Source organism: Salegentibacter salinarum (assembly GCF_900168115.1).
GTDB lineage: Bacteria > Bacteroidota > Bacteroidia > Flavobacteriales > Flavobacteriaceae > Salegentibacter > Salegentibacter salinarum.
In genome coordinates, this window is the sequence record NZ_FUZC01000002.1 from 168529 (window position 1) to 183235 (window position 14707).

13 protein-coding genes are annotated in these 14707 nt (G+C 38.0%); 6 read left to right on the forward strand and 7 right to left on the reverse strand.

The window, feature by feature from the left end; genetic code table 11:
• Positions 1–13 precede the first annotated feature (13 nt).
• Positions 14–385, reverse strand: coding sequence for a ribosome silencing factor (gene rsfS / locus B5X53_RS03665; protein WP_075326231.1), 372 nt, complete (start codon positions 383–385; stop codon positions 14–16).
• 95 nt (positions 386–480) lie between these two features.
• Between rsfS and B5X53_RS03670 the strand changes: the two genes are divergently transcribed.
• Positions 481–1212, forward strand: a complete 732-nt coding sequence (locus tag B5X53_RS03670; protein ID WP_079711889.1) for a biotin--[acetyl-CoA-carboxylase] ligase — start codon at positions 481–483, stop codon at positions 1210–1212.
• 90 nt (positions 1213–1302) lie between these two features.
• Here the strand turns inward: B5X53_RS03670 and B5X53_RS03675 are convergent, their stop codons facing one another.
• Together B5X53_RS03675 and pyrE are read right to left on the reverse strand one after the other, a co-directional pair.
• The gene (locus tag B5X53_RS03675) at positions 1303–1695 is read right to left on the reverse strand and encodes an SRPBCC family protein (RefSeq protein ID WP_079711890.1); all 393 of its coding nucleotides are present in this window, start codon (positions 1693–1695) and stop codon (positions 1303–1305) included.
• 3 nt (positions 1696–1698) lie between these two features.
• Positions 1699–2340, reverse strand: a complete 642-nt coding sequence (pyrE, locus tag B5X53_RS03680; protein ID WP_079711891.1) for an orotate phosphoribosyltransferase — start codon at positions 2338–2340, stop codon at positions 1699–1701.
• A 7-nt stretch (positions 2341–2347) separates the two neighbouring features.
• Here pyrE and B5X53_RS03685 point away from each other — a divergent pair, with 7 nt between their 5' ends.
• A complete protein-coding gene (locus B5X53_RS03685) occupies positions 2348–2971 on the forward strand; it encodes an NUDIX hydrolase (protein ID WP_079711892.1) in 624 nt (207 codons plus the stop codon).
• Here B5X53_RS03685 and B5X53_RS03690 read toward each other — a convergent pair.
• Positions 2939–4690, reverse strand: a complete 1752-nt coding sequence (locus tag B5X53_RS03690) for a hypothetical protein (RefSeq protein ID WP_079711893.1) — start codon at positions 4688–4690, stop codon at positions 2939–2941. The two genes, B5X53_RS03685 and B5X53_RS03690, sit on opposite strands and share 33 nt — an antisense overlap.
• Positions 4691–4846: 156 nt before the next feature.
• Here B5X53_RS03690 and B5X53_RS03695 point away from each other — a divergent pair, with 156 nt between their 5' ends.
• The 4 genes from B5X53_RS03695 (at position 4847) to B5X53_RS03710 (ending at position 13106) form a co-directional block, all read left to right on the forward strand.
• Positions 4847–6133 carry a PQQ-dependent sugar dehydrogenase gene (locus tag B5X53_RS03695; RefSeq protein ID WP_079711894.1) on the forward strand — a complete coding sequence of 429 codons (1287 nt, stop codon included), beginning with the start codon at positions 4847–4849 and terminating at the stop codon, positions 6131–6133.
• A gap of 11 nt (positions 6134–6144) precedes the next feature.
• Entirely contained in the window at positions 6145–8430 is a 2286-nt protein-coding gene (locus B5X53_RS03700) for a TonB-dependent receptor (protein ID WP_079711895.1), read from the forward strand.
• A 264-nt stretch (positions 8431–8694) separates the two neighbouring features.
• On the forward strand, positions 8695–12144 hold the full coding sequence (locus B5X53_RS03705; RefSeq protein WP_079711896.1) for a pyruvate carboxylase: 3450 nt from the start codon (positions 8695–8697) through the stop codon (positions 12142–12144).
• Positions 12145–12446: 302 nt separating this feature from the next.
• Positions 12447–13106 carry a uracil-DNA glycosylase family protein gene (locus B5X53_RS03710; RefSeq protein ID WP_079711897.1) on the forward strand — a complete coding sequence of 220 codons (660 nt, stop codon included), beginning with the start codon at positions 12447–12449 and terminating at the stop codon, positions 13104–13106.
• 230 nt (positions 13107–13336) lie between these two features.
• Here B5X53_RS03710 and B5X53_RS03715 read toward each other — a convergent pair whose 3' ends face one another.
• The 3 genes from B5X53_RS03715 to trpA all read right to left on the reverse strand — a co-directional run bounded on the left by B5X53_RS03715 (position 13337) and on the right by trpA (position 14464).
• Positions 13337–13471 carry a 30S ribosomal protein THX gene (locus tag B5X53_RS03715; protein ID WP_079711898.1) on the reverse strand — a complete coding sequence of 45 codons (135 nt, stop codon included), beginning with the start codon at positions 13469–13471 and terminating at the stop codon, positions 13337–13339.
• 3 nt (positions 13472–13474) lie between these two features.
• Complete coding sequence (locus B5X53_RS19115; RefSeq protein ID WP_198550751.1) at positions 13475–13618, reverse strand: hypothetical protein; 144 nt, start codon at positions 13616–13618, stop codon at positions 13475–13477.
• Between the two features lie 78 nt (positions 13619–13696).
• On the reverse strand, positions 13697–14464 hold the full coding sequence (gene trpA / locus B5X53_RS03720) for a tryptophan synthase subunit alpha (protein ID WP_079711899.1): 768 nt from the start codon (positions 14462–14464) through the stop codon (positions 13697–13699).
• Between the last annotated feature and the right edge of the window lie 243 nt (positions 14465–14707).

A 14707-nucleotide genomic window follows, 5' to 3' on the forward strand; every position in this document is an offset into this window, starting at 1 on the left:
CTAAATTAAATAATTAGTAATTGGTTTCTATGGAAGTGATTTTTGCATCACCCCAAAGACTTTCAATATCATAAAACTCTCTAATATGCTTTTGGAAAACGTGAACAACCACGTTTACATAATCTAAAAGTACCCACTCTGCATTTTCTCCGCCTTCTACGTGCCAGGGTTTGTCTTTAAGAGCCTTACTTACAGTTTTTTGGATGGAATTCACAATGGCGTTTACCTGTGTGTTGGAAGTCCCGTTGCAGATTATAAAATAATCACATACGGTATTTTCTATTTGCCTAAGGTCAAGAATATCAATGTCGTTACCTTTTACTTCTTCAATTCCTTTAATTATATGCGCAATAAGTTGATCGTTGTTCGCTTCTTTTTTTGCCATTAAAATTAATTATTTTCGCAAAGTTATTACTTTTTAGCTGTTTATAGGCTTAGTTTACATAACATTTAACGCCCGTTTCATTTCTTACTATTAGTATGCGTATAATCAAAGTTAATGCCACCAATTCTACCAACGAATTTGCCCGTGAACTCTACCGTGGCAAAACTTCCTTTGAACCAATATGTGTAGTGGCTTACGAGCAAACCAAAGGGCGTGGCCAGCGCGGCTCTGGCTGGGTTTCAAATTCGGGGGAGAACCTTACTTTTAGCGTTTTATATCCAAAAATTAAAGTTGGGGTAAACCATCAGTTTTTGATGAGCGCCACCGTTTCCCTGGCAATTATTGAAGTGCTCAATAAATTTAATGTGCCTGCATTAAAAGTAAAATGGCCTAACGACATAATGTCAGCACGCTATAAAATTAGCGGAATTCTTATTGAAAACATCCTGAAAAATAATGAAATAGCGGCCTCAATAATTGGAGTGGGATTAAATGTGAATCAAACTGAATTTCCCGATCTTCCACAGGCCTCTTCGTTAAAACTGGTTACCGGAGTTCATTTTAACCTGGATGAAATATTAAAAAGAATTACAGATGAATTGGAAGAAAAATTAACTCAAATTAATGCCGAAGTAGAAACCTCAATTTTAGAGAAATATGCAAAGAATATGTTTAGACGGGATGCAGTGTCTACTTTTCAACTACCAGATGAAACGTATCTCACCGGAATTATTCGAGGTGTCACCACTTCAGGTAGGTTGAATTTAGAAATAGAAGATTCGGTTTTTAAAACCTTTGATTTAAAAGAAATTAAATTGATGTATTAATAAACTGTTTGAATAAACTTTAATTTCAACTTAGAACCTGAAACAAATTCAGGTTGACGACACTAGAACATTCAAACAGCCTTTTAAATTTTAAAGCTTCCCAATATTTTCGGCTAAAGTATTTATGAATTTGGTCAATGGTTTTTTAACCATCATCGCCATCATCGCATTAAACGCACCGTTGAATTCCATTTGTACTTCACTTTGATTCTCGCTTGAAGCCGAAATATGCGCTTTTAATTTAAAATCAAATTTATCTGAGGTAGAACCTAAAACAACCAATTCCGGTTCTATGGTTTCCTGGATTTCCAATTTTATTACCGGCATTCCTTTAAGACCAAAAACAAAGGTTTTTTCATCTCTAACTTCAAATACTTCTTTGCTTTCCGGCATTAATTGTTCGTAATTCTCAACCTTGGTTAAAAAATTGAACATTTCCTGCTGACTTTTATCTGCAGTAACTTTTGGACTTTCTATATTCATTATTTATTTTTTCCAGTTTGCGGGATCCTGACGCCATTCTCTTAACATTCCGGCTTCAGTTGCATTAATATAATTGGTGCGTTGTGCGGTTTCCAATAAAAAATCGTAATCGCTAAGCGTATGTAATTCTATTCCTTCTTTTTCAAAGTTTTCATCGGCAGTTTTAAAACCGTAAGTAAATATGGCCAACATTCCTTTTACATTGGCTTTAGCTTCTTTTAGAGCTTTTACAGCGTTTAAACTGCTGTTTCCGGTGCTAATTAAATCTTCAATTACTACCACGGTCTGGCCTTCAGAAAGATTGCCTTCAATCTGGTTTTTCCGTCCGTGACTTTTGGCTTCAGGCCTAACATAAATAAACGGAAGGCTTAAAATCTCGGCTACTAGCATCCCAATACCAATGGCGCCTGTGGCTACCGCTGCAATAACATCGGGTTTCCCATAAAGCTCTTCAATTTGGCGTGCAAACTGTTCCCTTATGTGATTTCTAATTGGCGGATAGGAGAGAACTATTCGGTTATCGCAGTATATTGGCGATTTCCAACCGCTGGCCCATGTAAATGGTTCTTGTGCATCTAATTTTATTGCTTTAATTTGCAATAACAGTTCAGCAGTTGTTCTGGCTGTTTCTTTATTTAAAATCATACTGCAAATGTATAAAGTTTTTGTAAATGATATTCCCTTAATTCTCTCTACAAAGAAAGATTTTGGCGAAAATTATGTATCCCTGCCAATTAAGAAGGTTAGAATTAAGCGGATAATAAAAAAAATTAGTAAAGGTGAATTGCTTTATGTGAATCTTTATCACGAAAAAGAAGAAAAACTGCTGAAGCATTTGTTTAAAAAGCTACGCGTGGTTACCGCTGCCGGCGGAATGGTTTTAAACGATAAAGATGAAATTCTCTTTATCTACCGAAAAAAACGTTGGGATCTTCCAAAAGGGAAAACCGAAAAAAATGAAACTATTGAAGCTTCGGCAATTCGGGAAGTAGAAGAAGAAACCGGTGTTGAAGGTTTACAAGTGACCAAATTTCTTCAGAAAACTTATCATATTTTTAAACGGAAAGGACGTTACCGACTTAAAGTTACGCATTGGTACGAGATGCGTACTTCTTATGAAGGCGAACTGCGGCCCGAAACTAAAGAAGGGATTGAAAAGGCTAAATGGAAAGATTTAAAGAAAAGCCAGAAAGCGCTTCAGAAATCTTATGCGAATATTAAACTTCTTTTTTCTGAAAAATACTTAGCGCGGCAATCTGAAGATAGGGTAGCGTAAATGCGCCGTTTCATAATGCTTAGATTGTTTATGCAGCCAGGCTAATTGATTGTACGGGCTGTTGGAAAATTGAGCATCAGTGCGTTTCTTTTCCTCAAATTGTTCTTTTAATTCAGGGTTTTCTTCGAGCATTTTTTTTGCAACATCTTCAAAAACATAGGGCGAAAAACCTTCTTTTTGCTGAAGAACGGTATCAAAAAAATTCCAGTTGAAGAAGGAATCCGGGGCTTCAGGCTCCAAGGTTTCAATTAAATACCTGGCACCATCCTGGAAAGTTTTTACCACAAAATCGCCTTTTCTAAACCTCACCGAATCCATCTTTTTAGATACTTTGGTTTCACTATGCATATAGTGACCTTCGTAAGCTTGATTGCGGGTTTTAAAATTCTCTATTTTGTAAGTTTCAACATATAAAGTAGTATCACTTTGCAAAGGTTCCAGTTTAATTTTGTTCAGCTTTAAAAGATCAGTAAGCTGCCACCAGCCCTGGGGAACAATATAAGCCCGTGGAATTTCAATAGTATCTTCAGCAATAAAATTATTATAGTAATCTATTTCTTTGTTGAATGGTTTGCTACTATCATATTGTAAGCGGTCGCCACCGGTAATTTCACTTTTTATCTTTTCACCTTCGTAACCTTTAAAATTCCGTCGGCTGGGATTTTCCATATCAGGTTTAAAGTTAATAGGATACCATCGCTCTGTCAGGTATTTTCTTGAGGCCCGGTTACGAATATCTTTCATTCGCTCTCTGTCATTTTCAGCAATATCAATCATACTGCGCATTAACTCGTAAGTTCCTCTAACCCGTTTTGGATACGGTTTTAGCATATGCGTTTCTACCATCATTCCAATGGTATTCCACAGCGTGGTATAACCCGTAGAATATCGAGGATGATCGTTAAACTGGGAAAATCCCTCTTCGGGAACTTCATTAAAAACATTTACATAAGGCGTAATATCCCAATCTTTCTTTGCGAGTGAATCTTCCAGCGCAGGCATAATTTGTTCATTTAAATAAGAGCCTAGTTCGCCGCCAAGTTTATTATGTTGCGTAAAAAGATGGGTGAGGGTGTATTGATAATCGGCGCCATTACTTACATGATTGTCAATAAAGATATCGGGTTTTACGTGGTGAAAAATCTCGTAAAAGCTTCGGGTGTTTCGGGTATCGGCTTTTATAAAATCCCGGTTTAGGTCGTAGTTTCTCGCATTTCCTCTAAAACCGTATTCAGCAGGACCATTTTGATTGGTTCGGCTGGTAGAATTTCGGTTTAAAGCGCCACCTATATTATAAACAGGAATTGTTGCTAAAACGGTATTTGTTGGAGTTTTAATAGAATCTCCCGCCAGATCCCTAAAGAGCATCATCGTTGCATCTATCCCATCACTTTCCCCCGGGTGAATTCCATTATTTATTAGAATTATACTATTTTCTTCTCTTAATTCTTCAAAATCAAAATCTTCATTTGGACTGTAAATGGCAAGATGAAGCGGTTCGCCACTGTCAGTTTTTCCGAATTCTTCCAGGCTTATTTTGCCAGAGCTTTCAGCAAGTTGGGTGTAAAAATCAATAACTTCTTCATAAGTACCGGTTTCTTTACCATCACTTTTCTCAAAACGGGTTTCAAGATCATAATCGGTAACCAGTTGATATTTTTCTAAATCGCAGGAAATCAGCGAAAGTAGCCCCACACTCAAAACGAGAATTTTTTTCATAGTATCCTTTGCAATTGAAAGTATAAACTTAACTAAAACGTGCCTAGCCACCAAAAAACTTGGACTAATTGGCGTTTGTTAAAGTAAACCTAATCTGCTTTAAAAACTTTTCAGCCGAAATATTAAAAGCTAATTTTAAACTAAAATGCTGAAATTATGAAAAAGCTTACTACAATTATAGGCCTTTCTCTTTCCTGCTGCTTAGCCATTCCGGCTCAGGCTCAGGTAAATACAGACCTTAGTGAAGAGAAGAAAAAAGAACTGTCGCAACAATCTGCAGACGTGGTAGAAACTGCAATTGGCGAACTTAGGTTAGTGCCACCTTTTTCTTCAGAATCTGTTACTAAAGAGAGTGAAGTTATTGGCTGGGGAGATAAAAAACCACAGGCGCCCGCGGGATTTAAAGTGACGATGTTTGCAGAAAACTTAAAGCATCCGCGTAGAACTTATATCGCACCTAACGGTGATTTTTTTGTTGTTGAATCTAATACAAAAAACAGCGCCGACAGGATTATCTTAATTCGTGATAAAGATAGTGATGGTAATCCAGATTATCAGGATATATTTTTGGATGACTTAAATCAACCTTACGGAATGTTAGTTTTAGATAATTATTTCTACGTTGCCAATACCGACGGACTTTACCGATATCCATATACTGAAGGGGATATGAAAATTGAAGCTGAAGGAGAGAAAATTCTTAGTCTTCCTGCAGGCGGATATAATAATCACTGGACGCGTAATTTACTCGCTAATGAAGATGGAAGTAAAATTTATGTGTCCGTAGGTTCTGCCAGTAACGTGGGTGAGTACGGAATGGATAAAGAAGAAAGACGTGCCGCAATTCTGGAAATTAATACCGACGGAAGTGGGGAGAAAATTTATGCTTCAGGATTAAGAAATCCTGTTGGAATGGACTGGAACCCGGTAACTGGGGAACTTTGGGCTGCCGTAAATGAACGAGACAAAATTGGAAATAATCTAGTGCCAGATTATATTACTAGCGTAAAAGAAGGCGGCTGGTATGGCTGGCCTTATTCTTATTTTGGGCAAATTCAGGATCCTCGCTGGGCCGATGATCCACATATGGAGTTGGTGGAAAAAACTATTGTACCAGATGTACCCGTGGGACCACATACCGCATCTTTAGGATTGGCATTTTACACCAAAGATAAATTCCCTGAAAAATATAAAAACGGTGCTTTTGTAGGGCAGCATGGTTCCTGGAACCGGGCCGTTTTCTCCGGTTACAAAATTATTTTTGTGCCTTTTGATGAAAATGGAAAACCAGGCCAGCCCGAAGATTTTCTTACCGGATTTATAGCTGATGAAGCAGAAAGTAAAGTCCACGGGAGACCTGTAGGAGTTACAGTTACTCCAGACGGAGCTCTTCTGGTAAATGATGACGATGCAAATGTAATCTGGAAAGTTTCAGCTGAATAAAATATAAAATATTGGAAAAAAAATTACTGGCACTTTTGTGCCTACTTTGGATAGGAAACCTGTTTTCTCAGGAAAATCAATTTAAAATACTGAATGCGAATAATAACGAACCTATAGAAGATGTTTCAATTTACAAGGCTTCATCGCTGGTTGCTGTTACAGATAAAGATGGGAATTTTAGCTTTACTTCAGGGGAATTACCTGGGGATTTTCAGATTTCCGTCCTTGGTTTTGAAACCCTAGAAGTTGAACTTACCTCAAGCACTCCGCAGGAAATATATTTGAGTCCGACTTCCGAAACGCTTTCAGAAGTTGTGGTGCGTAGTACCGTAATTCCGAAATCACTTAGAGAAGTTCCGGCTTCGGTGAATCTTGTAACACAAACAGATTTTAATAGAACCGATGCTACCAACGTTCTGGAAACTTTTAATAATGTCCCCGGAATGTTTGTAAATCAGGGAGCTTTAAATACCAATAAGATCAATATTCGTGGTATTGGTGCGCGTTCGCAATACAGTACCAATAGAATTCAGGCGTATTTTGATGGTATACCGTTAACAACTGCAGAAGGAGAGCTCACCTTAGACGATTTTGACCAGGAAAGTTTAGATCGAATAGAAGTGATTAAAGGTCCTACTTCCAGTATTTACGGCGCTGGATTGGGCGGTTCCATAAATCTATACTCCAAACAGTCAGGAAAAGAAGAAGCCCGCTTAGGATTAAAAACGCAGTATGGAAGTTTTAATACCCGCAAACAGGTTTATCAGGCTTCAAATACAACCGCTAATTCTGCTTTATTTGCAACTTTTAGTAATTTAACCAGCGATGGCTACCGCGACAATGGAAATTACGATCGGAAGTCGGCTTTAGTAAACGGAAGTCTTAAAACCAGCGAAAATGGAAGTTTATCTTATCTCGCAAATTTCACCCGCTTAAAAGCTTTTATTCCCAGTTCTATTAACGAAGATGATTTTCTGAATAACCCGGAAACCGCGGCATTTACCTGGGGCCAATCGCAGGGATATGAATCTTACGATCGTGGCATGCTGGGAGGTTCTTATACACATTCACTTTTTGATAATTTAAAGAATACCACCAGTATATTTCTGAGTTTTAGAAATGCCTACGAGCCGCGACCATTTGACATTTTAAAGGAAGAGCGTGTTTCTGCCGGCGTTCGTACAAAATTCAATTTAGATACACGGGTTTTTGAACTGCCTTCAGAAATTAGTTTTGGTGCCGAATATTATAATGAGTGGTATGAAACCGGAACTTTTGAGAATTTATATGAAGATTTTCCCGGGGAAGGAAGTGTGTTAGGTGAACGTGAAAGCAACAATGAACAAGACCGGAATTACGCCAATTTTTTCGCCCAAATTAATTTTGAATTTACTGAAAAATGGAATCTGGAGGCAGGTTTTAATCTGAATACAACAAATTATAGTTTAACTGATCTTTACAATCAAGACGAGTTAGATCAAACCGGGGATTATGGTTTTGATCCCGTTTTTTCTCCAAGAATTGGAACGAGTTATGAAATTGGGACGGGAAAGAATATTTTTGCCTCTGTAAGCCACGGATTTTCAACACCCACAGTTGCTGAAACTCTAACTCCCGAAGGACAGATAAACACCAATCTAAAACCTGAAACCGGAATTAATTATGAAGCCGGATTTAAAGGAAATTGGCTTCGAAATAAATTGTATACCGAAGTTTCTGTTTTTTCCATTCAGATTGAAAATCTGCTTGTGGCGCAACGGGTGGCAGAAGATCAATATGTGGGAATAAATGCCGGAAAAACCAATCATAACGGAATAGAATTCCTGACTAATTATCGTTTTTTAATAGGACCAGATATTTCGATTAAGCCTTATGTAAATGGAGCCATCAATTTTTTCGAATTCGATGAATTTGTAAATAATGACGAAGATTTCTCTGGAAACCAGCTGCCGGGAGTTCCAAAATACACTATGAACCTGGGAGTAGATATTCAAAGTGAATCTGGTTTCGAATTCTATGGAAATTTTCGAAATGTAGGAGAAATTCCTTTGGATGATGCGAATTCTGGATATACAGATCAATACAGTCTACTTAATTTTAAAGCTGGTTATACTTTTAATATTTTTCAGGAATTAAACCTGAATTTATACGGCGGAGTAAACAATGCTTTGGATGAACATTATGCTGCGAGTGTGTTATCCAATGCAGTAGGTTTTGGAGGTGCCGCTCCGCGCTATTATTATCCCGGTAATCCTAGAAATTATTTTGGAGGCGTTCAACTAAATTATATTTTTTAAAAGAAGTTAGTTCTCACAGTTTTTTAAACCTGTGAGGTTTTAAAAAACTTTAATATTAAACGTCATCGCTAGTGAAGAATGATTGTGGCGATCTTTTTTAGTCATAACAACCCGACCTGTAAATCTGCACCCAACCCGAAACTCCTACTCACTCACAACCGAAAACTTTTATATAAAATTTAGCATAAAATAGAACCCATTCCTCTGAATGTTTTAATAGTTTTCAGCAACAACTAAGTATTGCTAACTAATTAAACTAAAAAAATGAAGATTCAGAAAGTATTGGTGGCTAATCGTGGAGAAATCGCGATTCGAATTTTTAGGGCCTGCACCGAAATAGGAATTAGAACCGTAGGTATTTTCACCTTCGAGGATCGCTACTCCCTTCACCGCTATAAAGCCGATGAATCTTACCAAATTGGTCCCGATAAGGAGCCGCTAAAACCTTACCTGGATATAAATGCCATTATTAACCTGGCTAAAAAGGTGGGGGCCGATGCTATTCATCCCGGTTATGGTTTCCTTTCTGAAAATGCCAATCTTGCGCAGGCCTGTAAAGACAATGATATAATTTTTGTTGGTCCTGAAGTTTCAGTTTTAAAAAGTCTGGGCGACAAAGTAACGGCCAAAACCGTAGCCGTGAAGAATAATGTTCCAGTGATTCAAAGTAACGAGAAGGAACTGGAAAGCCTGGATATAGCGATAGAAGAAGCTAACCGAATTGGTTATCCTATTATGCTGAAAGCTGCCAGCGGCGGTGGAGGACGCGGAATGAGAGTGTTGCGTGAAGAAGCAGAATTAAAAAAAGCATTTTCAGAATCTAAACGTGAAGCGCTCAACGCTTTTGGGGACGATACTGTTTTTATTGAAAAATTCATTGAAAACCCTAAGCATATTGAAATTCAGATCGTGGGAGATAACCACGGGAATATGGTGCATCTTTTTGAACGGGATTGCTCGGTGCAACGCCGCTATCAAAAGGTAATCGAGTTCGCACCTTCCTATAACCTGGATCAAACCACCAAAGAGAAACTGTATGAATATGCCGTCAACATTTGTAAGGCGGTAAATTATAATAATATTGGTACGGTAGAATTTCTGGTAGATCAGGATGGAATTATTTATTTTATTGAGGTAAACCCCAGGATTCAGGTAGAACATACCGTTACCGAAGTCGTAACCGGAATAGACCTGGTAAAAGCCCAGCTGTTTATTGCCGGCGGATACAAACTTAGCGACGAACAAATTAAAATTAAAGATCAGGAGTCGTTAAGTACTAACGGATTCGCGCTGCAATGTAGAATCACCACCGAAGATCCCGCGAACGATTTCCAACCCGATTATGGCACTATAACGACTTACAGAAGTGCCTCCGGATTTGGTATCAGGCTTGATGCCGGGAGTTTGTACCAGGGCGTGACCATTTCGCCATTTTTTGATTCCATGCTGGTAAAAGTTTCTGCCAGCGGAAGAACCCTGGATGGTGCCTGCCGAAAAATGCGCCGGGCTTTAGCCGAATTTAGAATTCGTGGGGTAAAAACCAATATTCCGTTTTTAGACAATATTCTTCAGCATGAAAAATTCAGGGATGGTAGTGTAACCGTGAATTTTATCGCCGATAATCCCGATCTTTTTAAGTTGAAGGAAACCCGTAACCGCGCTACCAGGATGGTAGAATTTCTGGGCGATGTGGTGGTAAACGGAAATCCCGATGTCAAGGACGTAAAAGATAAACCGAAACTTATAAAAGCTGATGTTCCTGCGTTTGATCCTCACGCAGCTTACCCCAAGGGAACTAAGGATTTACTTACCGAGCTGGGCCCTGAGAAGTTTGCTGAATGGTTGAAGAATGAAAAGAAAATTCATTTTACCGATACTACCTTTCGCGATGCACACCAGAGTTTGCTGGCCACCAGGATGCGAAGTATTGATATGCTGAAAGTAGCCGAAGGTTTTGCCAAAAACCATCCAGAAACATTTAGTATGGAAGTTTGGGGCGGTGCTACTTTTGATGTTTGTCTTAGGTTTTTAAAGGAAAATCCATGGGAGCGCCTGCAATTACTTAGAAAAGCAATGCCTAATATTTTGCTGCAAATGCTAATGCGCGGTTCTAACGGCGTTGGTTATACCGCTTATCCCGATAATTTAATCGAAAAATTTGTTGCCGAAGCTTGGGAAAACGGAGTGGATATTTTCAGGATTTTTGATTCCCTAAACTGGATGAAATCTATCGCGCCCTGTATAGAATATGTCCGAAAGAATACTTCTGGACTTGCGGAGGCTTCAATTTGCTATACGGGCGATTTACTTGATAAAAACAGCAAATATAATATGGAGTATTACCTTCAGCTGGCAAAAGATATAGAAAATGCTGGGGCCCATATTTTAGCGATAAAAGATATGGCCGGGCTGCTTAAACCTTACGCTGCCGGTGAGTTGATTTCCGCATTAAAATCTGAGATCAATATTCCCGTGCATTTGCATACTCACGATACTTCGTCAATCCAATCGGCTACTTATTTGAAAGCAATGGAAGCCGGGGTAGATGTAGTAGATGTAGCGCTGGGTGGACTTTCCGGACTAACTTCGCAGCCTAATTTTAATTCCCTGGTAGAAATGACGCAATCCAGCGAGCGAAAAGCTGATTTCAATATGGATAAGCTCAACGAGTATTCACATTACTGGGAAGCGGTACGAAAATATTATTTCCCATTTGAAAGCGGACTTAAAGCTGGAAACGCCGATGTTTATAAACACGAGATTCCCGGTGGGCAATATTCCAACCTAAAACCCCAGGCCGAGTCTTTAGGTTTGGCTTCCAGGTTTCATGAGATTACTGCGATGTATTCTAAAGTGAATAAACTTTTTGGCGATATTATTAAGGTTACGCCAAGCAGCAAAGTAGTGGGGGATATGGCGCAATACCTGGTGAGTAATAATTTGAGTATAGAAGATGTAATGGAAAAAGGCGAAGATCTTTCTTTTCCGCAGTCGGTGGTGAATTTCTTTAAAGGAGATCTGGGACAGCCTTATGGTGGTTTTCCTGCTGAGGTGCAAAAAATCATTCTAAAGGACCAAAAACCTTATACCGATAGACCTAATGCACATCTCGAGCCTATAGATTTTGAAAAAGAATTTGGAGAATTCTGTGATATTTTTAGCGAGGGAATGGGACGAAAACTGGAAATGACCGATTTCCTTTCGTATAAATTATATCCAAAAGTATTTACCGAATATTTTAATCATTACCGAAAATTTGGCGAAGTTATGAATATTCCTACTCCTAATTTTTTCTACGGAATGCAACCCGGTGAAGAGATTACGGTGGAAATGGATAAAGGGAAAACCCTGCTTATTGAATTTTTATCGGTAGGAACTGCAGATGAAGACGGGCTCGTTGATGCATTCTTTAAAGTAAACGGCCAGACCAGAACGGTGAAAATTCAGGATAAATCGGTAAAGGTTGAAAAAGTTGTTCATCAAAAAATCAATAAATCCAATGATAAAGAAGTAGGGGCACCTATCCAGGGTTCTATTTCCTCAATTTTAGTCGAAAAAGGACAGAAAGTAAATAAGAACGAACCTTTATTTGTAATTGAAGCGATGAAAATGGAAACCACCATAACCGCCACCAAAGACGGCGAAATAGACGAAATCATCCACACAGAAAGCACCATGGTCTTTGCGGATGATTTAGTAATTAAACTTAAATAGTTATAACTGAATGTTTGGCCTATCCAAAAATTTAACGTCAGATTTGAAGCGAAAACACGTAAAAATTTAGGCTGTTTGGAGCTAAACGCACTTTTGAAGTTTAACTTACTATGATGGTGAGTTCCTAAAATTCAGTGGTTGAGCGATATATCTAGTTAAAGTTTCGTAAGCCTGGACTTTTTTGTTTCTTTTTTTAGTAATGCAAAAAAGAAAAAGTACTACGATTTATTTCAATTTTTTATTTTAAATATTTAGGATAGAAACGATAAAGAACAAACCCAAAATAATAAACGCGAAGCACAATGTTTCACCACACACATCCCTACAAACCTTACATCCCGGAAAATGCTACAAAACTAATTGTAGGAACTCTACCGCCACCCAGGTTTACCAAAAGACAGTTAAAAGAAGGTGATGTTGATTTTTGCTACGGCAGCCGCGACGGACTCTTATGGATCGTTTTAGATAATATTTTCGGTTTGGATTTGAAATTTGAAAACACGGATGATGCGGTAAATCAGCGTAAAGAATTTTTAGAAGAACGGGGAATAGGAATTTGTGATATGGTAGAGAGTAGTCGACGGAAAAAAATAGATGCTTCAGACCTTGGAATGCAAGAAGTGGAGCTTCGGAATATGATTGATATCCTAAAGGAAAATCCGAAAATTGACACCTTGCTTTTTACCGGTGGGAATTCCAAAAATGGTCCGGAATATTTCTTCCGAAAGCATTTGAAAGAAATTGATAGTGAAATTCGGTTAAAAGTAATTTCTAATGAAGTTCCACGGGTTCACCAATTTATCTTGGATGGCCGCTTGATTAAAACAGTGTCTTTAACCGCGCCGTCCGGTTCAGCCAACCGTGCTATTGGTAGTATGGAACTCTACAAGCAACTAAAACATAAAGATAAAGATTTTAATACCATAGATTTTAGGATATTGCAGTATAAGGAGTGGTTTTAAATTTTATTGTCTCACGCCATACAGGACTTGTTTTCAGTATCTACCTACCATGCTTAAAAAAGATAAACTTCTTTTCAACTTAGATCCCGAAATAAATTCGGGATGATGAATATTACATCATGCTGAACTCGTTTCAGCGTTTATTCAAAATCGCAAATCTAAAAACAAAACCCTGAATCTAAAAGCTTAAACTTTCAAATTCAGGGTTTCAAGACGTAGTCAACTTACAACTACTGTAACTCTTTCTTTTCCTGTTGGGCCATGGTGGTTGGTTTTACCTTAAACTTCTTACGTTTAGGTCGTAATTTTCCATGGGTACCAATAGCAATTTTTCCTCGTTTGGTTTTTTTATCACCGCGTCCCATAAATTACTTTTTATTCTGTTGGTCTTTTATGGTTTTCTCGTCAAAATCCACCTCGTTAGTCCGTTTTTTGGTATCTCCCGTAGGATTGGTTGGATTTTCCTGATCTTTATTTCTCTTTCTTTTATTTTCTTCAATTTTCCCTGCCATAATTCCTATATTTTAGATTCATTCACTAAGATAAGAATCGATAATCTTAAAACCTGCCAAGAGCATGTTAGAATTTGGTTAAACCGGCCTGATGCTTTTTACAAAATCGGCTGTATTATTCTTACCATTTTTGTTAAGGTGTTTAATAAAAGCAGAACCAATAATAGCTCCTTTAGCGTGTTGAGTTGCTTGCTGAAAACTTTCGGAATCGCTAATTCCAAAACCAACTACCTGTGGATTTTTCAGCTGCATATCATTTACCCTTTGGAAATATTTTTTTGTCTCATCTCCAAATCCGCTGGTAGAACCGGTAACACTTGCTGAGCTAACCATATAAATAAATCCATTTGAAACCGAATCTATAAACCGAATGCGTTCTTCTGAAGTTTGCGGTGTAATTAAAAATATATTCTGCAGTCCGTTCTCTTCGAAAATCGACTTGTATTCTTCATTATAAACATCAACTGGAAGATCTGGGATTATAAGTCCGTCAATTCCTGTTTCCGCACATTTTTTACAGAATTTTTCCACCCCATACTGAAGAATAGGATTAAAATAGCCCATAATAATCAACGGAATTTCCACAGAATCCCTGATTCCCTTAAGTTGTTCAAAGAGTTTGTTGGTGGTCATCCCGCTTTTTAAGGCTTTGGTAGAACTTTCTTGGATGGTAGGCCCGTCGGCAAGCGGATCGCTAAAAGGCAATCCAATTTCTATAAAATCCACGCCATTTTTTTCCAGATCCTGAATTATAGAAACCGTATCTCCGGTTTCAGGATAACCTGCTGTAAAATAGATAGACAGCAATTTCTGTTCTTCCTTAAGTTTTTTATTTATTCTGTTCATTTGTTATGATTCAATATTCTTATTTAGCAGCTCGAGCGCAGTCGAGAGCGTTTTTGGTTCCTGGGTAAATTCTGCCACGAATACACGAATATTTTTATTTCGTCATTGCAAACGCAGCGTACATTTGAATCTCTAATTTTCTCCGTTCTTCTGAACTTGTTTCAGAATTTAAGATATTATATCAAACTCATCTTAGAACCTGAAGCAAGTTCAGGTTGACGATCAAATCTTAATTCGTCATTG